This window comes from Duganella sp. Root336D2, from assembly GCF_001425005.1.
Lineage (GTDB): Bacteria > Pseudomonadota > Gammaproteobacteria > Burkholderiales > Burkholderiaceae_D > Rugamonas.
The window spans coordinates 52,783-73,268 of the sequence record NZ_LMDB01000022.1 but is presented as its reverse complement, the minus strand read 5'-3'; the positions used below and the strand labels follow the sequence as shown (position 1 = coordinate 73,268).

16 protein-coding genes and 1 riboswitch are annotated in these 20,486 nt (G+C 66.6%); of the genes, 7 read left to right on the top strand and 9 right to left on the bottom strand.

Annotated elements, in window-relative coordinates:
• The first annotated feature begins 57 nt into the window (after positions 1 to 57).
• Complete coding sequence (locus tag ASD07_RS32165; RefSeq protein WP_055932365.1) at positions 58 to 3,504, top strand: EAL domain-containing protein; 3,447 nt, start codon at positions 58 to 60, stop codon at positions 3,502 to 3,504.
• Between the two features lie 46 nt (positions 3,505 to 3,550).
• Here the strand turns inward: ASD07_RS32165 and ASD07_RS16105 are convergent, their stop codons facing one another.
• From ASD07_RS16105 to thiC, 9 genes are all read right to left on the bottom strand, one after another.
• Positions 3,551 to 5,656, bottom strand: coding sequence for a M56 family metallopeptidase (locus tag ASD07_RS16105; RefSeq protein WP_055932362.1), 2,106 nt, complete (start codon positions 5,654 to 5,656; stop codon positions 3,551 to 3,553).
• A 175-nt stretch (positions 5,657 to 5,831) separates the two neighbouring features.
• Complete coding sequence (locus tag ASD07_RS16100) at positions 5,832 to 6,938, bottom strand: S-(hydroxymethyl)glutathione dehydrogenase/class III alcohol dehydrogenase (protein ID WP_055932359.1); 1,107 nt, start codon at positions 6,936 to 6,938, stop codon at positions 5,832 to 5,834.
• A 37-nt stretch (positions 6,939 to 6,975) separates the two neighbouring features.
• Positions 6,976 to 7,368: a response regulator gene (locus tag ASD07_RS16095; RefSeq protein WP_055932356.1), complete on the bottom strand. Its 393-nt coding sequence runs from the start codon at positions 7,366 to 7,368 to the stop codon at positions 6,976 to 6,978.
• Between the two features lie 155 nt (positions 7,369 to 7,523).
• Positions 7,524 to 8,153, bottom strand: coding sequence for an ANTAR domain-containing response regulator (locus ASD07_RS16090; RefSeq protein ID WP_055932353.1), 630 nt, complete (start codon positions 8,151 to 8,153; stop codon positions 7,524 to 7,526).
• A gap of 17 nt (positions 8,154 to 8,170) precedes the next feature.
• Positions 8,171 to 8,788, bottom strand: coding sequence for a thiamine phosphate synthase (thiE, locus tag ASD07_RS16085; RefSeq protein ID WP_055932350.1), 618 nt, complete (start codon positions 8,786 to 8,788; stop codon positions 8,171 to 8,173).
• Between the two features lie 9 nt (positions 8,789 to 8,797).
• Positions 8,798 to 9,841 carry a bifunctional hydroxymethylpyrimidine kinase/phosphomethylpyrimidine kinase gene (locus ASD07_RS32215; RefSeq protein ID WP_055932347.1) on the bottom strand — a complete coding sequence of 348 codons (1,044 nt, stop codon included), beginning with the start codon at positions 9,839 to 9,841 and terminating at the stop codon, positions 8,798 to 8,800.
• Positions 9,838 to 10,620 carry a thiazole synthase gene (locus ASD07_RS16075; RefSeq protein WP_055932344.1) on the bottom strand — a complete coding sequence of 261 codons (783 nt, stop codon included), beginning with the start codon at positions 10,618 to 10,620 and terminating at the stop codon, positions 9,838 to 9,840. The genes ASD07_RS32215 and ASD07_RS16075 overlap by 4 nt, the downstream gene beginning before the upstream one ends.
• 16 nt (positions 10,621 to 10,636) lie before the next feature.
• Positions 10,637 to 10,840 carry a sulfur carrier protein ThiS gene (thiS, locus tag ASD07_RS16070; protein ID WP_055932341.1) on the bottom strand — a complete coding sequence of 68 codons (204 nt, stop codon included), beginning with the start codon at positions 10,838 to 10,840 and terminating at the stop codon, positions 10,637 to 10,639.
• Positions 10,837 to 12,696 (bottom strand): phosphomethylpyrimidine synthase ThiC, encoded by a 1,860-nt coding sequence (thiC, locus tag ASD07_RS16065; protein WP_055932338.1) that lies wholly within the window; start codon positions 12,694 to 12,696, stop codon positions 10,837 to 10,839. Before thiC ends, thiS begins: the two co-directional genes overlap by 4 nt.
• A gap of 78 nt (positions 12,697 to 12,774) precedes the next feature.
• Positions 12,775 to 12,887, bottom strand: a riboswitch (TPP riboswitch).
• A gap of 57 nt (positions 12,888 to 12,944) precedes the next feature.
• Here thiC and ASD07_RS16060 point away from each other — a divergent pair.
• From ASD07_RS16060 to ASD07_RS16035, 6 genes are all read left to right on the top strand, one after another.
• On the top strand, positions 12,945 to 13,568 hold the full coding sequence (locus ASD07_RS16060; protein WP_055932337.1) for a hypothetical protein: 624 nt from the start codon (positions 12,945 to 12,947) through the stop codon (positions 13,566 to 13,568).
• Between the two features lie 187 nt (positions 13,569 to 13,755).
• Positions 13,756 to 14,961 carry a DUF4382 domain-containing protein gene (locus ASD07_RS16055; protein ID WP_055932333.1) on the top strand — a complete coding sequence of 402 codons (1,206 nt, stop codon included), beginning with the start codon at positions 13,756 to 13,758 and terminating at the stop codon, positions 14,959 to 14,961.
• Positions 14,962 to 15,097: 136 nt separating this feature from the next.
• Positions 15,098 to 16,861 carry an acyclic terpene utilization AtuA family protein gene (locus ASD07_RS16050; RefSeq protein WP_055932329.1) on the top strand — a complete coding sequence of 588 codons (1,764 nt, stop codon included), beginning with the start codon at positions 15,098 to 15,100 and terminating at the stop codon, positions 16,859 to 16,861.
• The gene (locus ASD07_RS16045) at positions 16,858 to 17,982 is read left to right on the top strand and encodes an acyl-CoA dehydrogenase family protein (RefSeq protein ID WP_055932326.1); all 1,125 of its coding nucleotides are present in this window, start codon (positions 16,858 to 16,860) and stop codon (positions 17,980 to 17,982) included. Before ASD07_RS16050 ends, ASD07_RS16045 begins: the two co-directional genes overlap by 4 nt.
• 11 nt (positions 17,983 to 17,993) lie before the next feature.
• Entirely contained in the window at positions 17,994 to 18,866 is an 873-nt protein-coding gene (locus tag ASD07_RS16040; protein WP_055932322.1) for an SDR family oxidoreductase, read from the top strand.
• Positions 18,866 to 20,485, top strand: a complete 1,620-nt coding sequence (locus tag ASD07_RS16035; RefSeq protein WP_055932319.1) for an acyl-CoA carboxylase subunit beta — start codon at positions 18,866 to 18,868, stop codon at positions 20,483 to 20,485. Before ASD07_RS16040 ends, ASD07_RS16035 begins: the two co-directional genes overlap by 1 nt.
• Position 20,486: the final 1 nt, after the last annotated feature.

Genomic DNA, 20,486 nt, shown 5'->3' with positions numbered 1-20,486 from the left:
TCTGTTAGATTGAGGAGAGCGCTGCCCACACTGCAATACAAACCGATAAGGGTTGCAATGTTCGACTACCTGATCCTCGTCCTCGGCGCGCCCGACAGCAGTGTGCTCTACCTTGGCCACTACGACGCCGTGCTGGTCACCCTGTCAGTGGCGGTCGCTATCTTCGCTTCCTACGCTGCGCTGCTGGTAGCGCAGCTGCTGCCTTCCGCAGCGAATCGGGCACGCCGCGCGGGGTGGCTGGCTGCGGGCGGCGGCTGCCTGGGCCTGGGCATCTGGGCCATGCACTTCGTGGGCATGCTGGCCTTCACCCTGCCCTGCACCAACAGCTATGACGCCGGACTGACACTCCTGTCCACCGTACCCGGCATGTTGGCCAGCGGCCTGGCCTTGCACGTCATCAGCCAAGGCCCGCCCAACACGCCGCGGCTGTGGATCGCCGGCACCCTGCTTGGCGCCGGCATCGGCGCCATGCACTACACCGGTATGGCGGCCATGCAGTTCGACGGCATGATCCAGTACGACCTGCGCCTGTTCCTGCTGTCGATCGCAGTGGCCGTGGCGATGGCAACGCTGGCCTTGTGGCTCAAGTTCCGGCTGGCGCGATTAAAGGGACGCTGGGCGTCCCCGCTGTGGAGTTCCGTGGTGATGGGCCTGGCGGTGGCCTGCATGCACTACACCGCGATGGCCGCGGCCTATTTCGTGCGCGACGGCCGTGGCAGCAGCGCCGCGGCCAACGTCGCGGAGACTGCGCACATCAGTCCAAGCATACTGGCTGCTTCCGTCCTGGTGTTCACCAGCCTGCTGATTGTTGTCACCATTGTCGCCACCTATGTCGGCAAGCGCCGCCTGTTCACCTTCGAGCGCTCCTACCGCCTGATCGCCATGCTGATCCTCGGCTGGAGCGTGATCGCGTGGCTGGGCGCCAGCTACTTCCAGCAGCGCATGTCCGACGAGGTGTACCAGCATGAGCTGAAAGTAGCACAGGACCAGGCCGACAACGTCGCCAGCAGCATCGAAGAAAGTACGGCGCGACTGCGCGGCTTCGCCTTGATGCTGGCGCGTGATGCCGCCATCCGCAGCATAGCGCTGCAGGGCTCAGCAGACCAGGCATCGAACGAACGGCTGGCGCAGACTGCGCGCGCTTTGAAGGTCGACAGCATGTTTGTGCTCGATGCCGGCGGTACCTGCATCGCCACCAGCAACCTGGCCGAGACGGCCTTGTATGTCGGCCGCAATTTCTCCAGCCGCGACTACTTCATCCAGTCGCACGCCAGCGAAGAAGGACAGCAATATGGCGTCGGCCGCGACGGCCAGACGGGCGCCCTGTACTACGCCCACGCCGTGCGCGATGGCGACAAATTCCTCGGCGTCGCGGTGGTCAAGTTGAATGCCGGCGCATTAGCCACCATGGCAGGCCCTTCGCAAGCCTGGGTGGCCGACAGCAACGGCGTCATCATCCACTCGGCCGATGCAACCCTGCGCCACCAGGCCTTGCCCGAGGCCCGCGTGAGCCGGCTGGACCCGGCGCAGCGCCGCCAGCGCTATGGGCGCGAACGTTTCGCCAGCGTCTCGCTGGAACCCTGGGACGCTGCCGGCATGCCGGCCGCGGCGCGCATAGGCGGCGCGCGCACCCCAAGCGTGCTGGCATCCCGCTCCTTGTCCGATGGCAGCCTCTCGGTCACGGTGCCGCGGCCGTTGCCGGCCTTGCAGCACCAGGGTACGCGCCGCTTCTGGCTATTCATGCTGATCGAATTCACGGGCAGCATGCTGGTCGCCGCAGCCACCGCCACCGCGCTTTACCTGCGCGAGAAGCAAAAGGCGGACGCCGACCTGCGCGTTGCCGCCACCGCATTCGAGTCTTTGGAAGGCATGGCCATCACCGATGCAGATCACATGATCTTGCGCGTCAACCGCGCTTACACCGACATCACCGGCTTTTCCGAGCGCGATGCGCTGGACCGCGAACTGCTGGTATGCGACGACTCCGCGCTGCAACAGCGCATCTGGGATGGTGTAACCGCCCATGGCGCCTGGCAGGGCGAAGTATGGCAGCTGCGCAAGAGCGGAGGGCGTTTCCCGTGCTGGCTGGTGGTGACGGCCGTGCGCGACGCGGCCGGCGAAATAACCCACCACGTGTGTGCGCTGACCGACATCACCGAGCGCAAAGCCTCGGAGCAGGAAATCCGCAACCTGGCGCTATTCGACTTCCTGACCCAGTTGCCGAACCGGCGCTGCCTGATGGACCGCCTGCAGCACGCGCTGGCTTCCAGCGCACGCACCGGCCAATGCGGTGCGCTGCTGTTCATCGACCTGGATAACTTCAAGGACCTGAACGACACGCTGGGCCACAACGTTGGCGACATGCTGCTGCAGCAGGCCGCGCGCCGCTTCGTCGGCTGCGTGCGCGAGAGCGATACCGTGGCGCGCCTGGGCGGCGACGAATTCGTGATCATGCTGGAGAACCTGTCCGACGATACCGAACTGGCCGCCGAACAGGCGCGCGCCATCGGCGCCAAGCTGCTGGCGAGGCAGACCGAACCTTACATCATGGGCCCGCACCAGCACAGCTGCACCTCCAGTGTCGGCATCACGGTGTTCCGCGGCGAACAGGAAAGCCTGGAGGACCTCCTCAAGCAAACCGACCTCGCGATGTACCAGGCCAAGGCGGCCGGCCGCAATACCATGTGCTTCTTCGACCCCGCCATGCAAACCGTGGTCAGCGCCCGCGCCGCCCTTGATGCGGACTTGCGCCAGGGCCTGTCGCTGCGGCAGTTCATGCTGCACTACCAGCCGCAAGTCGATGCTGAAGGACGCATCACCGGCGCTGAAGCCCTGCTGCGCTGGCAGCACCCGGTACGCGGCCTGGTGCCGCCGATGCACTTCATTGCTGCGGCCGAGGCGTCGAGCCTGATCCTGCCGCTCGGCGCCTGGGTACTGGAGCAAGCCTGCGCCCAGTTGGTAGCCTGGGCGCACGAACCATTGACAGCTTCGCTGGAATTAGCAGTGAACGTCAGCCCGCGCCAGTTCTACCAGGCCGACTTCGTCGAGCAGGTAATGGGCGCGCTGGTGCGCAGCGGCGCCTCGCCGCACTTGCTGAAGCTGGAGCTGACCGAAGGCTTGCTGCTGGACGACGTGGAAGCATCGATTGGCAAAATGGCGCTGCTGAAGGCGGCCGGCATCGGCATCTCCCTGGACGACTTCGGCACCGGCTATTCCTCGCTGGCTTACCTGAAGCGCCTGCCGCTGTGCCAGTTGAAGATCGACCGCTCTTTCGTGCGCGACATCGTGCACAATGCCGACGATGCCGCCATCACCAAGACCATCCTGACCCTGGCCGACAGCATGGGGCTGTCGGCCATTGCCGAAGGCGTTGAGTCGCTGGAACAAAAGAACTATCTCGCACACCAGGGCTGCCGCGCCTTCCAGGGCTACCTGTTCGGCGCTCCGCTGCCGGTGGCCGAATTCGAGGCGCTGCTGTTGCCGGAACAGCTGGCCCGCGCATGAGGATTCCGGCTGCGTCACCAAGTCCCAGACCTGACCCCGACTTTTATTACAGGACTGGCTTGGCGCTGCCGTTGCTGATGGCTTCGTCGATCAGGGCGCGCGAAGCTTTGTCCGCTTCACGCGACAGGCGGCCTTGTTCGCGTCCCAGCTCGCCCATCTTGCGGCCCATTTCGTGCAGCGGTTTGGAGGCTTCGGCGATGCGGGCGTGCATGGCGGCCATCGGGGCTTGGCGTGCTGCCAGCGCGGCGTGGCGGGCGCCGATCTCACTGCCCTGACGCGCCATTTCCGCCGACAGCGGTTCCATCTGCTTGCGCAGGCTTTCCAGGTCGCGTTCCAGCTGGGCGCGGGTCTTGTCGTCGGCCATTGCCATCTTGCGGCCGGCTTTTTCCATGGCGCGCCCGATGCGTTCTTGCTGCCGTGCGGACAGTTCCATCTTGCGCTCCAGGTCGCGTTCCAGGGCTTGCTGCTCCTTGCTGCCCATGGCGGCTTCGACTTCTTTCGCAACCTGGTCGCTCATCGCTTCCACTTGCTTGCCTTGGACGTCCATCAGCTTGCCCTGTTCATCCATCAGCTTTCCTTGCGCTTCGGCTGGCTTCCAGAGGTCGCGCACCTTGCCCAGCAGGACCGGGTCCTGGATCACGTAGGATTTGCCGTCTTTGCGAACGTAGATGAATTCGCCCTTGGTATCCTGGCGCAGGCGCTTCAGCATCGTCAGGTCGCTTGGCGCGCCGTGGAAGCCGTTCACCGACAGGTGCTTGTCGTTGTCACGCACGAAGGCGTAGGCGCTGCGGCTGCCGTCGTCGATCGAGATGTAGCTACTGCTTTCGATCTCCTTCAGTTCCTTCGGCGGCTTCGGTGGTTTGGGCGGAGCGGGTACGGCTGCCATCGGTACGGCGGCCATCGGCGCGGCGGGCGGTGCGGGCGGCGCCAGTTCGGCCACCGGCGGGGCCGGGCGGGCGGGCGGCGCAGCGACTGCGGGAGGCGCCGGCGGGGCCGGTGGCGCGGGCTCCACGTCGTGCGGGTCGTCGGCATCGGTGACGTGCAACAGCATGGCGCCTGCCGGCGCGGCGTCGGGAGCGGCTGCGGTAACAGCGCTGGCGGCCGGGAGCGACACTGCTTGCGGCATCGCGTGGGCATACAGCGCGGCGCAGGCCGCAAAAATTCCTAACAACGGGGTCGCCATCTTCCAGCTCAGTGGCTGTGCATCGGGACGGATCAGGCGTTTGATTCGGGACATGAGGTCTCCTCCGTTTGCCGCAGGGGCAGCAAAGTGATGGGTGGTGAACTGGAATCTGTCCAGCTCTGAAAGTGCAAGTGCCAGGCGCCGCGGTTCGCCGAGCGTGCTTGCGGCTAAGTCGTCTGCTATCTGTTCGCGCTCGCGCCGGATGCATTGGGACAGCATCCACACGCTGGGGTGGTAGAACAGGAAAATCTCGATGCCGCTCTGGACCAGGTTGACCAGGTAGTCGTGGCGGCGTACATGCGCCAGCTCGTGCGCCAGCAGTGCTTCCAGCAAATCGGGCGGCAGGCCGCTGACCAGCGAAGCTGGCAGCAGCACGATCGGGCGCAGGCTACCGGCCGTGATCGGGCCTTCCAGCGCATCGTCCGATACGCCGAGTCGCACCAGGCGCCGAATGCCCATGCGCTGCGCCAGCGCGGTGGTGCGTGCCTGCCACCTGGCGTCGGCGTGGTAATGATTGGGCAGGGTGCGGGTGCGCACCCATTGCAGGCCAAGCGACAGGCGCAGCGTCATCAGCGCGGCGCCGGCGGCCCACAGCAGCACCAGCCAGGGCATCTGGCGGCGCAGCAGGTATTCCCAGGATGCCATGGCATCAATGTCGACCAGCGCTGCTTCGCCGCCCTGCCCGCCTGCTACGCCGGGGATGGCGGCGATGGCGGTGGCTTCCAGTGGGGCGGGCAGTACGTAGCCGGTGTCGGCGGCGTCGGCCAGGCGCCATGCGAAATGGGCCAGCGGGAGTGCGGCGCACATCAGCAAGGCGGTGCAGGCGACCAGGTAACGCGCTTGCGGCCGGGCATTGCGCAGGGCGTTCAGGAGCAATGCCGCGACGCAGCCGATCAGCAGGCCTTGCCACAGGAAGTGCAGCAGGGACCAGCCCAGGGCGGGGATGACGGCGTTCAGCAGGTTGCTCATGGCAGGCGGCTCCGGTTTGATGGTGTCCTTGCAAACTAGATTAAATGATCTAGATCTTTGTGTCTAGAACTTTTTGTCTAGATGCGGGTGCAAGCGCTCAGGAGCCAATGTAGCCGCGCGCCGGCAGCGCGGCGCGGGATTTGCGACAGGCGGCGCAATTCGCCGCCCAGGATGCTTAATACACGACCACGGAGCGGATCGATTCGCCGCGTTCCATCAGGTCGAAGCCTTCGTTGATGCGTTCCAGCGGCAGGGTGTGGGTGATCAGCTCATCGATTTTGAGCTTGCCTTCCATATACCAGTCCACGATCTTCGGCACGTCGGTGCGGCCGCGCGCGCCGCCGAAAGCGGAGCCGAGCCAGTGGCGGCCGGTGACCAGCTGGAACGGACGGGTCGAAATCTCCTGCCCTGCCGCCGCCACGCCGATCACAATCGATTTGCCCCAGCCTTTGTGGCAGCACTCAAGCGCCTGGCGCATCAGCTGCGTATTGCCGACGCACTCGAAGCTGTAATCGGCGCCGCCGTCGGTCAGTTGCACGATGGCGTCCACCACGTTCTCGACGCCGCGCGGATTGATGAAGTGGGTCATGCCGAACTGGCGCGCCATCGCTTCGCGCGCCGGGTTGATGTCGACGCCGATGATCTTGTCGGCGCCCACCATCCTGGCCGCCTGGATCACGTTCAGGCCAATGCCGCCCAGGCCGAACACCACCACGTTCGCACCAGCTTCCACCTTGGCAGTGAACAGCACGGCGCCCACGCCGGTGGTGACGCCGCAGCCGATGTAGCATACCTTGTCGAACGGCGCGTCGGGACGGATCTTGGCCAGCGCAATCTCCGGCACCACGATGTAGTTGGAGAAGGTGGAGGTGCCCATGTAGTGGAACAGTGGCTTGCCGTCCAGCGAGAAGCGGCTCGAGCCGTCCGGCATCAGGCCCTTGCCCTGGGTCGAGCGGATCGCCTGGCACAGGTTGGTCTTGCGCGACAGGCAGAATTTGCACTGGCGGCATTCCGGCGTGTACAGCGGGATCACATGGTCGTCTTTCCTGAGCGAAGTGACGCCCGGCCCGACGTCAACCACTACGCCTGCGCCTTCGTGGCCAAGGATGGCCGGGAACAGCCCTTCCGGATCGGCGCCGGACAAGGTGTAGTGGTCGGTATGGCAAATACCGGTGGCCTTGATCTCCACCAGCACCTCGCCCGCGCGCGGGCCATCCAGGTCCACTTCTTCAATGGTCAGCGGCGCTCCCGCCTTCCATGCCACAGCTGCTCTCGTCTTCATCCCGCTACTCCAAAACTGATAAAGACGACAGCATAGCCTAACTCCTGACAGCCAGCGTGGACTCCAGTCCCAGCATGTGCGACACGGTGCGCCAGAGCTGGCGCGGCGAAGTCCAGGGCTTGGGCAGGAAGGCGTGGGCCTGGTGATGCAGCATCGGCTGGCTGCCCGAATACAGCAGCACCGGGGTGTTCTGCTCGGTCTGTCGCATGCAGCGGATCAAGGCGTGGCCGTCGCCGTCCGGCAGGTCGGGGTCGATCACCACCAGGGCAAACTCGCCTTGCTGCAACTGGCTTTGCGCCTGGCTGTAGCTCGATGCGTGCACCACGTGGATTTCAGGCGCCAGCAAGGTGGCGAGGACGACGGCGCTATCTTCGTCGTGGTCGACGTGCAGCACCCGTGGCGCCGGATGCAAATCAAATGGCATGTTCATGAAGCGGTTCTCCGCACTGCAGGGGATGGTCGGCGGAGCTGGGCCGAAGGATGTTGCCGGGCCGCGAAGGAGGGGCGGCCGCTGAAGGGGATTACGGTGGGCGAGTCGGGGCCCACCGGAATAGTCTAAAGCAAGCGCGCGGCCCGCGGAAAGCTTTATTTCTTCAGGCGTGAGTTAAATGCAGCATGCAAACCGTTCAACATTTCTTCCGCCGCCAGCAGCTGGTCGGCTACCTCGTTGATCTTGCGCCGGCTGGAACGGGCATGGTCGCGCAACACTTCGAAGGCGGTGTTGCGGTCGGTCTGGTACTTGCACATCAACAGTCCCACGGCCAGGCTGGTTTCGCGCCCGGCTGCCAGTGCTGCATTGAGGTTGATTTCGGTGCGCCGCAACTGGCGGATCTCATCGGCGCGCGCCAGGCCGGCTTCAAAAGCCGGCATCAGGTGGTGCTCGTCGACCGGCTTCACCACGAAGCCCACCGCGCCATAAGCGGCGGCCTGCTTGCCGGCGTCGGCGTCGCCGCGGCCGGAGAGGAACATGAAAGGCACCGTGGTGTTGCGGTTCAACTGCTTGGCCAGTTCCAGGCCCGACATGCCGGGCATGTGGATGTCGAGCAGGGCCAGGTCGGGTTCGCGCTCGGCGATCAGGGACAAGGCCTGGTCCGATGAATGCGCCAGCATGGTGTCGTAGCCGGCACGGGCAAGCAGCTCGCCCAGGAACTCGGTCAGGATCTTGTCATCATCGACGATCAGGATCAGGCGCTTTGGCGGAGTCTGGGCGTTCATCGGCGTCAACCTTATGGTTATGCTAATGGGGAAATTATAGACTGAAATTCCCGCACTGCAGCCACTACATCATCGGCCAGGTAAACACTGGTGATGGCCGCCACCATTTGCGCTCCCTCGGCCACCAGCGGCGCTGCATTTTGCGCCGTCATGCCGCCGATCACGCACAGCGGCACACCGATCACTTCACGTGCGTGGCGCAGGATCGACGGCTGCGTGGTGACGGCGTACTGCTTCACCTTCGACGGGTAAAAGCCGCCGAATGCCACGTAGCTGGCGCCGGCCGCCTGCGCTGCCTGGGCGCGCGCCAGCTCGCCGTAGCAGGAAGCGCCAATCAGCTTGTTGGGGCCGAGCGAAGCGCGTACTTCGGCCAGCGGCGCATCGGTACCGCCCAGGTGCACGCCATCGGCGCCCAGTTCACGGCACAGCGCCACGTGGTCGTTCACCAGGAACGGCACGCTGTACTTGTGGCAAAGCTCGCGCAGCGCCCCGCCCTGCTCGCGCCGCAGCGCCGCACTAGCGTCCTTGTGGCGGTATTGCAGCAGCGCGACGCCAGCGCGCAGCGCCTGCTCGCTCACCTCGAGCAGTTTGTCGGTATCGTCCCAATTGGGAGTGACCAGGTAAAGTCCTTGCATGATTTCTCCTTATCGCTGCGGAATGCGCTGGCCGGGCGCGATCGCGTATGAAGCGGCCAGTGCGCGCTGGGTATAGCCTTGCGCCTTGGTCAATGCTTGCGCCATCGTGTTGCCCAATGCCAGCAGCCCTGCCGTGGCGGCGGCCAGGGTGCAACCGCTGCCGTGAAAATCGCCCGGCAGGCGCGGCCAGCTCCAGTTCTGCTGGCGGTCAGGCCCGAGCCAGCGATTGATTACCACGTCGCTGCCTTCATCGTGGCCGCCCGTGACCAGCACGTGGGTGCAGCCCAGCGCCCGCAGCGCACGTGCATGGGTCAAAGCATCGCCATGCGCGGTGCCGTGCCAGGCCGGCGGCACTCCGGGCGCCGCCAGCGCCACCATCGGTGCCGCGTCCACCAGCGCAACCCCGCCCGCCTCGCCCGCCTCGCCTTCAGGCGCATCACCCGCCGCAGCCAGCGCACCAGCCATGGACGGCACCGGCGACCGTGCCGCAGCACCGATGCCGGATGCCGCCGCGGCGCTTGCCCGGACAGGCGCGCGATAGCGCGCCGCATTGCCGGCCAGGGCCGCGGCCTCGGGGCCATTCGGCATGATCAGCGTGGCCAGCGGCAGCAGGGGCGCCAGCGCCTGCACCGCATCGTCGCGCCCCAGCGCGTCGCCATGGCCGCTGCGCAGCACTGGATCGAGCACCACCGGCGGATCGCTGTACAGGCGCTGCGCCCAGCCCGGCGCCGCACCGGCCGCGGCGCGATGCGTGGCACGCAGCTCGCAGAGCAGCATCGCGATGGCTTGCGCATTTTCCGCGCTGCCCGGAATGCCGATCTTCACCGCCGCCACCGGCACCTGCGCCAGCAGCGCGCGCGCCTGCTGCAGTACCACTTCCGGCGCCAGCGGCATCACCGCATGCACCCGGTTATTGTCCTGCACCGTAATGGCCGTCAGCACCGGCAGCGCATGCGCGCCCATCGCCGTGATGGCCTGGATGTCGGCCGCCATGCCGGCGCCGCCCGAGGGATCGGCGCCGGAAAACACCAGCACGCAAGGCCGGTCGCTCATGCCAGCCTCCCCGCCATCGGCGACGACGGCGAGGCGGCGAAACGGCGCGGCATGCGGCCGGCCAGGAAGGCTTCGCGGCCGGCCTGCACGCCCAGCTTCATGGCGCGCGCCATGCGTACCGGGTCGCCGGCAGCGGCGATGGCGGTGTTCATCAGCACACCGTCGCAGCCCAGCTCCATGGCGATGGCCGCATCGGACGCGGTGCCGACGCCGGCATCGACCAGCACCGGCACGTTGGACTGCTCGATGATCAGCGACAGGTTCCACGGATTCAGGATGCCCATGCCCGAGCCGATCAGGGACGCCAGCGGCATCACCGCGCAGCAGCCGATATCTTCCAGCATGCGCGCCTGGATCGGGTCGTCGCTGCAGTAGACCATCACATCGAAGCCGTCCTTCACCAGTTCGCGCGCAGCGACCAGGGTTTCCGGCATGTTGGGGAACAGGGTCTTCTCGTCGCCCAGCACTTCCAGCTTGACCAGTTTGTGGCCGTTCAGCAGTTCGCGCGCCATCTGCAGCGTGTACACCGCATCCTTCGCCGTGTAGCAGCCGGCCGTATTCGGCAGGATGGTGAATTCATGCGGCGGCACGTAGTCCAGCAAGCTTGGCGCGTGCGGGTCCTGGCCGATGTTGACGCGGCGAATCGCCACCGTGATGATGTCCGCGCCCGCCGCCAGCGTGGCTTCGCGGGTTTGCGCCAAGTCCTTGTACTTGCCGCTGCCGACCAGCAGGCGCGAGCTGTACTGCTTGCCCGCGATGAGCAATGGTTTGTCTTGCATTTGCCGTCTCCCCTTTTCAGCCCCCGCCGATGGCGCGGACGATATCTACTTTGTCGTTTTGGTTCAGTGCGACCTGCGGCCAGCGCTGGCGCGGCACCACCTGGCGGTTGACCGCCAGCGCCAGCGCCTGCCCTGTCAGTTCCAGCGCTTCGATCAGCGCCTCCAGCGTCTGCCGCGGCGGCACCGAGTGCGGCGCGCCGTTCAGTTCAATCTCGATCATGCCTGCTCGCGGTAGATGCTGGCACCGCCCTTGACAAACTCGATCGACTTTTCCTGCATGCCCTTGGCCGCGAACTCGCGCACTTCCTGCGTGATCTTCATCGAGCAGAAATGCGGGCCGCACATGGAGCAGAAGTGCGCCACCTTGGCCGAATCCTTCGGCAGGGTCTCGTCGTGGAATTCGCGCGCGCGGTCCGGATCCAGGCCCAGGTTGAACTGGTCTTCCCAGCGGAACTCGAAGCGCGCCAGCGACAGCGCGTTGTCGCGGATCTGCGCGCCCGGATGGCCTTTTGCCAGGTCGGCCGCGTGTGCCGCGATCTTGTAGGTGATGATGCCTTCCTTGACGTCGGCCTTGTTCGGCAGGCCAAGGTGCTCTTTCGGCGTCACGTAGCACAGCATGGCGGTGCCGTACCAGCCGATCTGCGCGGCGCCGATGCCGGAGGTGATATGGTCGTAGCCGGGCGCGATATCGGTGGTCAAGGGGCCCAGGGTGTAGAACGGCGCTTCGCTGCACTGCTCCAGCTGCAGGTCCATGTTCTCTTTAATGAGCTGCATCGGCACGTGGCCCGGGCCCTCGATCATCACCTGCACGTCGTGCTTCCAGGCGACCTGGGTCAGTTCGCCCAGGGTTTTCAGTTCGCCCAGCTGCGCCGCATCGTTGGCATCCCACACCGAGCCGGGACGCAAGCCGTCGCCCAGCGAGAAGCTCACGTCGTAGGCCTTCATGATTTCGCAGATGTCTTCGAAGTGCGTGTACAGGAAGTTTTCCTTGTGGTGGGCCAGGCACCACTTGGCCATGATCGAACCGCCGCGCGAGACGATGCCGGTCATGCGGTTGGCCGTCAGCGGCACGTAGCGCAGCAGCACGCCGGCGTGGATGGTGAAATAGTCGACGCCCTGCTCCGCCTGTTCAATCAGGGTGTCGCGGAAGATTTCCCAGGTCAGGTCTTCGGCCTTGCCGTTGACCTTTTCCAGCGCCTGGTAGATCGGCACCGTGCCGATCGGCACCGGCGAATTGCGCACGATCCATTCGCGCGTCTCGTGGATATGCTTGCCGGTGGACAGGTCCATCACGGTGTCGCCGCCCCAGCGGATAGCCCAGGTCATCTTCTCCACTTCCTCGCCGATGGAGGAAGTGACGGCGGAGTTGCCGATATTGGCATTGATCTTGACCAGGAAATTGCGGCCGATGATCATCGGCTCCAGTTCCGGGTGGTTGATATTGGCCGGGATGATGGCGCGGCCGCGGGCAATCTCGTCGCGCACGAATTCAGGCGTGATTTCTTCCGGGATGGCGGCGCCGAAGGACTCGCCGCGGTGCTGGCGGCCCAGCAGGTCGGCCATGCGCTGGCCTTTCTCGCCCTGGGTGCGCAGGCCGGCCAGGTATTCCTTGCGGCGCAGGTTTTCCCGGATCGCCACGTATTCCATTTCCGGCGTGACGATGCCCTGGCGCGCGTAGTGCATCTGGCTCACGTTGCGGCCGGCTTGCGCGCGGCGCGGCTGGCGGTGCAGTTCGAAGCGCAGCGCATCGAGCTTTTCATCGGCCAGGCGCTGGCGGCCATAGTCGGAAGTCGGGCCGGCCAGCAGCTCGGTGTCGCTGCGCTCGGCGATCCAGGCCGCGCGCGGCGTGCCGAGGCCCTTGCGGATGTCGATCGTTTCGTCCGGGTCGCTGTAAGGCCCGGAACAGTCGTACACGGTGACCGGCGCATTGTCGCCGGACAGGCTGATCTCGCGCATCGGCACGCGCAGGTCGGCGCGGCTGCCGGTCACATAGATTTTGCGGGAATTCGGCAGCGGGGTAACAGCTGCGGAGTCGACCTCTGCCTGGGCGGCGAGGAAAGTTGGATTGGCGTTCATTTTGGCTCCTTTGTTGGCGCAGGAGCCAGCAAAGGAGGTTAGGCTGCGCGTGCAGTTGCGCCGTGCGTGGCGCAGCCGCTGCGTATCCTGAAGCTTCCCTTCGCTGGCATTATCCAGATCAGGTTCGGAGGGTATTTCTCACCCGCGCAGCTCAATATGAAACTGAGCGCACAGGACCCCTAGCGTGTGCCACCTTTCGGCAGCGAGCGGATTATATCTATAATCGATGCGCATTGAAAGGAGACCGGATGCGATATGTAGTATTCCTGGCGGCGATGGCCGCGCAGGCGGCAACGGCGATGGCCGGGCCAGGCCCTGCTGCGCGCGCGCCGACGCTGGCCGAGCAGCGCTCGTTCGAACAATTCATGCAGCGCAGCGCGCCGGGCACGCCCGTGCCGCCGCTGCGCCTGGAGCGCGCAAGCGATGGCAGCAAGTGGATTGCCAGCGCTACCACCGATGCGCCGCCGGTGCGCCTGGTACTGCCGCTGTGCCGCGTCACGCGCACCCGCTACACGCAGCAGGCCGACGATAGCTGGCGGGCCGACAGCAGCCAGCATGTCTGGATCCACCACACCACCAGCTGCGGCATGCCGCCGGCCACAATGGTCGAACTGCGCGCACCGCTGGCCGAAATCGACATGCTGCGCCTGATCCAGGCCCAGGGCGAACTGCTGCAGCGCGCGCGCCTGCTCATGGCCGGCAATACCAGTTGCGCACCGACCCGTTCGCGCAGCTTCCAGTTGCGCGCCCTGGGCCGCAGCACCGACGGCATGTTCCTGCTTGGCTATGAAAGCGATATCGGCAGCAAAGTCGAGATCACGGTGCGGCCGTCGCGCGCGGAACTCACCGCATGGAACGTTAATTGCCGGTAATTAACTGCCGGTAAAACAGTGCATCGCAAGGAGGGCCGTGTTCCACATGCAACACAGCCCTTGCTGCAGAGTGGCTTTTGATCTGCAAGTGTAACAATTCGTTACTATGTGGGTAATCGCACATTGGGTTTTTCCTCTCGCTTCCGATAATGGAAGAGCACCAATAACTATTACGAGAGGCACTACCATGAACTCCAAAGTCTCCCTGCTCCCACTCGCGCTGACATCCCTCCTGCTCGCTGCCTGCGGCGGCGGCGGTGGCGGTGGCGACGCTCCACCCACCCAGACCATGGGCACCCTGGGCGTCTCGATTACCGACGCTCCGGCCTGCGGCTTCGATGCCGTCAACGTGACGGTCAACAAGGTCCGCGTCAACACCAGCGCCACCGCCAGCGACACCGATAGCGGCTGGACCGATATCACCCTCTCGCCAGGGAAGAAAATCAACCTGCTGAACCTGACCAACGGCACCCTGGACGCGCTGGGCCAGACCGCGCTGGCGGCAGGCCGCTACAACCAGGTACGCCTGGTGCTGGACCCGAACACCGGCAACGCGACTGCCAACTCCGTGGTCCTGAGCGGCACCACCACCGAGATCTCGCTCGACACCCCGAGCGCGGTACAAAGCGGCATCAAGATGAACGCCGACTTCACGGTGGAAGCGGGCCAGCGCTATGACCTGGTGATGGACTTCGACGCCTGCAAATCCATCGTCACCAAGGGCAATGGCAAGTACGCGCTGAAACCGGTGGTCAAGGTGATCCCGACTGCCCTGAACGGCATCAGCGGCTTCGTCGCCGTGCCGCTGCTGTCCGACGGCATTACCGTCAGCGCCCAGCAAAACGGCGCCGTGGTGGCCGCGACGGTGCCAAGCGCCACCGGCGAATTCGTGCTGCCACGCCTGCCTCTCGGTAACTACGACGTGGTCATCACCTCGAATACCCATGCGGCCTACGTGGTGGGCGGCGTACCGGTGACTTCCACCACTGCCATGGTGCCGATCAGCACCACCGGCGCCCCGTTCACCCTGCCGGCCACCAGCCTGATGGGATCGATCAGCGGCAGCGCCACGCTGACCCCGGCCAGCGCCACCGAATCGGCCCTGGTCTCGGCCAAGCAAGCCATTACCGGCGGCCCGACCGTGACCCTGCGCTACACCAATGCGGACCTGAGCACCGGCGCTTACAGCATCGCCAAGTTGCCGCTGGCCGCGCCGCAATACGCTGCCTATAGCGCCACCCTGCCGCTGGCCTTCTCCAGCGCCGGCACCATCCCGGCCACCGGCATGTACAAGGTCGATGCCTCGGCCACCGGCTACACCACGCTGTCCAATGCCGCGGTCGACCTGAATGTCGCCAACGCCATCAACGTCAACTTCAACCTGGTGCCTTAAGCACCTGGCGTCGGCTAAGCTGACGCGCCAGCCCCGGCCCCGCCTCTGGCGGCAGCCGGGGCTTTTTTCTTGCACGCCCGCGCTTTTCCGAGGTATCCTTAATTATTCAATCGCATGATTTAATAAAGGAGGCAGGGTGCGTGCAGGCAGGAACCATGTCCGGATCGGAGGGGCGGCTGGCTTCTGGGGCGACAGCGCCCTCGGCCCGCGCCAGCTGCTCGACGGCGGCGACCTCGATTACCTCGTTTTCGATTACCTGGCCGAACTGACCATGTCGCTGCTGGCGGCGGCGCGCCGCAAGCACCCGGAGTTGGGCTACGCCACCGACTTCATCGACGTCATGCGCGACGTGCTGGCCGACGCGCTGGCACGCGGCGTGCGCATCGTGGCCAACGCCGGCGGCATCAACCCGCAAGGCTGCGCCGCCGCACTGCGCGCGCTGGCGGCGGAACAGGGACTGGCGCCGCGCATCGCCGTGGTGGAAGGCGACGACGTGTCAGCCTTGCTGCCCGGCTTGCGCGCGGAAGGCCTGCCCCTGCCAGCCACGGTGCTGAGCGCCAACGCCTACCTCGGCGCACTGCCGGTCAAGGCCGCACTCGATTCCGGCGCCGACGTGGTGATCACCGGCCGCTGCGTCGACAGCGCCGTGACGCTGGGCGCCCTGATGCACGAATTCGGCTGGGCCGCCGGCGATTACGACCTGCTCGCCGCCGGCAGCCTGGCTGGCCACCTGATCGAATGCGGCTGCCAGGGCAGCGGCGGCCTGTTCACCGACTGGGAAGACGTACCCGATTGGGCCAACAGCGGCTATCCCGTGGTGGAATGCCGCGCCGACGGCAGCTTCGTGCTGGGCAAGCCAGAAAGCAGCGGCGGGCTGGTATCGCCAGCCGCGGCGGCCGAACAGCTGCTCTATGAAATCGGCGACCCGGCGCACTACCTGCTGCCTGACGTGGTGTGCGATTTCACCGGCGTCACGCTGGAGCCAGCGGGCCCGCAGCGCGTGCTGGTGCAAGGCGCGCGCGGCCGCGCGCCTACGCCGACCTACAAGGTCAGCGCCACCTACGCCGACGGCTTTCGCAGCGCCGCGCAACTGACCATCGTCGGCCACGACGCAGGCCGCAAGGCGCGCCGCAGCGCCGAAGCCATCCTGACGCGGACCCGGGCCATGTTCGCCCGCGCCGGACTGGCCGACTATTCCGCCACGCACATCGACATCCTCGGCGCGCAAGAAGGCTTCGGCCAGGCGGTCATGTGGCTGGCGGTAGCCCACCCGCAGCGCGCCGCGCTCGAAAGTTTCACGCGCGAGATCGCCCCCGCCGGCACTTCGTGGGCACCCGGCACCACCGGCTTCGGCGGCCGCCCCTCCGTCTCGCCCGCCATCAAACAATTCTCCTTCCTGCTCGACAAAAACCGCATCCAGCCCGTGGTGCACCTGCCCGATGGCGAGCAAGCGCGCCCCGCAATCCCGCCCGGCACTGCCGCTACGGCCGAGCCCGTGTCACACCTTGGGGTTGCCCCTAGGGGCGAGGGTGTGACACGAGCTCTACCGCGTGAGGGGTGGCGCATGGTGCCGTTGATTGAGCTGGCCTGGGCGCGCAGCGGCGATAAGGGCGATACCTCGAATATCGGCGTCATCGCGCGCCATCCTGGAGACCTGCCTTTGCTGCGCGAGCAACTGACGCCGGAAGCGGTGGCCGCGCACCTGGCGGACAAGGTAAGCGGCCCTGTGACGCGCTACGAACTGCCCGGCATCCACGCCTTCAACTTCGTCTGCGAGCAGGCGCTGGGCGGCGGCGGCATGGCGTCACTGCGCCACGATCCGCTTGGCAAGGGCATGGCGCAATGGCTGCTGGCGATGCCAGTCGCGGTGCCGCCGGATTTCACCAGCCGGAGAACATGATGGAAGAAGCCTTGCGCGCCACCGTGCGCCGTTTCGTCGAGCAGGAGCTGCGCCCCCACGTCAACGACTGGGAAGAAGCCGGCACCTTCCCGCGCGCCCTTTATCAGCAAGCCGGCGCACTGGGCCTGCTGGCCCTGGGCTTCCCGGAGGCCGACGGCGGCATCCCCGCCAGCTACCGCCAGTTGCAGGTGCTGAACGAGGAACTATGCCGCACCGCCTGCGGCGGCCTGCTGGCATCCCTGTTCAGCCATCGCATCGGCACGCCGCCGATCGTGCATGGCGGCTCTGCCGAACTGCGCGCGCGCGTGCTGCCCGGCATCTTCTCCGGCGCGACGATCAGCGCCCTGGCCGTGACGGAGCCGGGCGGCGGCTCCGACGTGGCCAGCCTGGCGGCAACGGCGGAGCGCGACGGCGACCATTACATCGTCAACGGCAGCAAGACCTTCATCACCTCCGGCATGCGCGCCGACTGGATCACGCTGGCCGTGCGCACCGGCGGCCAAGGCAGCGGCGCGGCCGGGGTGAGCGTCCTGCTGGTGCCCGGCGACACGCCGGGGCTGACGCGTGCACCGCTGAAGAAGATGGGCTGGTGGTGCTCCGACACGGCCGAACTGCATTTCGACCATTGCCGCGTGCCGGCCGCCAACCTGCTGGGCGCCGAAAATGCCGGCTTCACGCTCCTGATGCGCAACTTCAACGATGAACGCCTGATGCTGGCCATGCACGCCTGCTACCTGGCGCAAGCCTGCCTCGATGAAGCGCTGCAATGGGCGCAGCAGCGCAAGACCTTCGGCAAAGCGCTGGTGCAGCACCAGGCCGTGCGCCACAAACTGGTGGGCATGGCGACCCGCATCGAGGCCACGCGCGCCTTCATCGACAGTGTGGTCGCGCGCATGGATGCGGGAGGGCAGGACGTGGCGCAAGTGTGCATGCTGAAGAACTTCGCGGCGCAAACCATGCAGGCCTGCGCCGGCGAAGCGGTGCAGATCCTGGGCGGCATGGGCTTCATGCGCGGCACGGTGGCCGAGCGCGTGTACCGCGACGCCAAGGTGTATATGATCGGCGGCGGCGCCGAAGAAATCCTCAACGACCTGGCCGCGCGCCAGCTCGGCTGGTCCTGAAAGGAAGTGCAATGTACCAATCGATCTTCAAACCCGGCCTGTTCGAGGGCCGCGCCATCGTGGTGACGGGCGGTGGCAGCGGCATCGGGCGCTGCACCGCGCACGAACTGGCGGCGCTGGGAGCGCGCGTGCTGCTGGTGGGGCGCGACAGCGCCAAGCTCGATGCCGTGCGCGCCGAGATTGCCGGCGCCGGCGGCGCTGCCCACGGCTACTCCTGCAATATCCGCAGCGAAGAGGCCGTGCGCGAGCTGGTGGCGCAGATGGTGGCCGCACACGGCCCGCTGCACGGCCTGGTCAACAACGCCGGCGGCCAGTTCCCGGCGCCGCTGCGCGAGATCTCGCAAAAGGGCTGGGAAGCGGTGGTCCAGACCAACCTCACCGGCGGCTTCCTGCTGGCGCGCGAGTGCCTGAACCAGAGCATGGCCGAGCATGGCGGCGCCATCGTCAATATCGCGGCCGACATGTTTGGCAGCATGCCGAACATGGGCCACTCGGGCGCGGCGCGCGCCGGCATGGTGAGCCTGACCGAGACGGCAGCTTTCGAGTGGGCGCAGTACGGCGTGCGGGTGAACGCCGTGGCGCCGGGCTACATCGCCTCCTCCGGCATGGACCAGTATCCGCCGCAAATGCGCGACACCATCCGCGCCTTCCCGCGCACGGTGCCGCTGCACCGCTTCGGCACCGAATCGGAAGTGGCGGCGGCCATCACCTTCCTGCTGTCCGACGCGGCGGCCTTCATCACCGGCAGCACCTTGCGCGTCGACGGCGGCCGGCCGAATGTGCGGCCTGGCATGCCGATGCCCGCGCCGCGCCAGGCCGGCGCCACGGCGCCCTTCAACGGTTTCCACCTGGCGGCCACGCCGCGCGTACTGGAGGGCGGATAATGCCGGCGCTCGAAAGCCGCGTGCCGGCGCAGGGCGCAGCCTTCCAGGCCAACAGCGCGGCGCTGGAGGCGCAGCTGGCGCGCCTGCGCCAGCTGGAAGCGCGTAGCCGCGACAAATCGGCAGCCTCGGCGCCGCTGTTTGCCAAGCGCGGCCAGCTGCTGCCGCGCGAACGCCTGGGCGCCCTGCTCGATGCCGGCGCACCGTTCCTGGAAATGGCCACGCTGGCCGGCTACTGCCTGGACCATCCCGATCCCGAGCGCTCGGTGCCGGGCGGCGGCCTGGTGGGCGGCATCGGCTTTGTCAGCGGCGTGCGCTGCATGGTGGTGGCCGACGATTCCGGCATCGATGCCGGCGCCGTACAGCCGATGGGGATCGAGAAGTTCCAGCGCCTGCAGCAGGTGGCGCTGGCGCAGAAGCTGCCCTTCATCCACCTGGTCGAATGCGCGGGCGCCAACCTGCTGGACTACAAGGTCGAGACCTTCATCCACGGCGGCAGCGGCTTCTACTGGCTGGCGCGCCTGTCGGCGGCGGGACTGCCGGTGATCAGCGTGGTGCACGGCTCCAGCACCGCGGGCGGCGCCTACATGCCGGGCCTGTCCGACTACGTGGTGATGGTGCGCGAGCGCGCCAAGGCGTTCCTGGCCGGGCCGCCGCTGCTGAAGGCGGCCACCGGCGAAATCGCCAGCGAGGAAGAACTGGGCGGCGCGGAGATGCACGCCACGCTGTCCGGCCTGGCCGACTACCTGGCCGAAGACGACGCCGATGCGCTGCGCATCACGCGCGAACTGGTGGCAAGCCTGGGCTGGAACGCCGCGCCGGCGGCGGGCGGCGCACCGTACGAGGCGCCGCGCCATGCGGCGGCGGAACTGCTCGGCATCGCGCCATGCGACCAGCGCAAGCCGCTCGACATGCGCGAAGTGATCGCGCGCATCGTGGACGGCTCGGCCTTCCTGGAGTTCAAGCCCGGCTACGGCGCGGCCACGGTGACCGGCCATGCGGCCATCTGCGGCATGGCGGTCGGCATCATCACCAACAACGGCCCGCTCGATCCGGCCGGCGCCACCAAGGCGGCGCACTTCATCCAGCTGTGCTGCCAGTCCGGCACCCCGCTGCTGTTCCTGCAGAACACCACCGGCTTCATGGTCGGCAAAGCCTACGAGCAGGCGGGCATGATCAAGCACGGCTCGAAAATGATCCAGGCGCTGGCCAACGCCAACGTGCCGCGCATTACCCTGCATTGCGGCGCATCGTTTGGCGCCGGCAATTACGGCATGTCCGGGCGCGGCTTCATGCCGGACTTCTGTTTCAGCTGGCCCAATGCGCGCACCGCCGTGATGGGCGCCGAGCAGGCAGCCACCACGATGGCCATCGTGATGGAAGGCAGCATGCGGCGCAAAGGACAGGAAATCGACCGCGAGGCGATTGCCGCCATGCGCGCACGCGTGGTGGAAACCTTCGAGCGCCAGACCGACGTTTTTACGACATCCGGACGCCTGCTGGACGACGGCGTCATCGACCCGCGCGACACGCGCAAGGTGCTGGCCTGCGTGCTGGCAGTGTGCGAGGAAGCGCGCCGGCGCGAGCTGCGGCCGGTGCAATTCGGCGTCGCCCGACCATGAT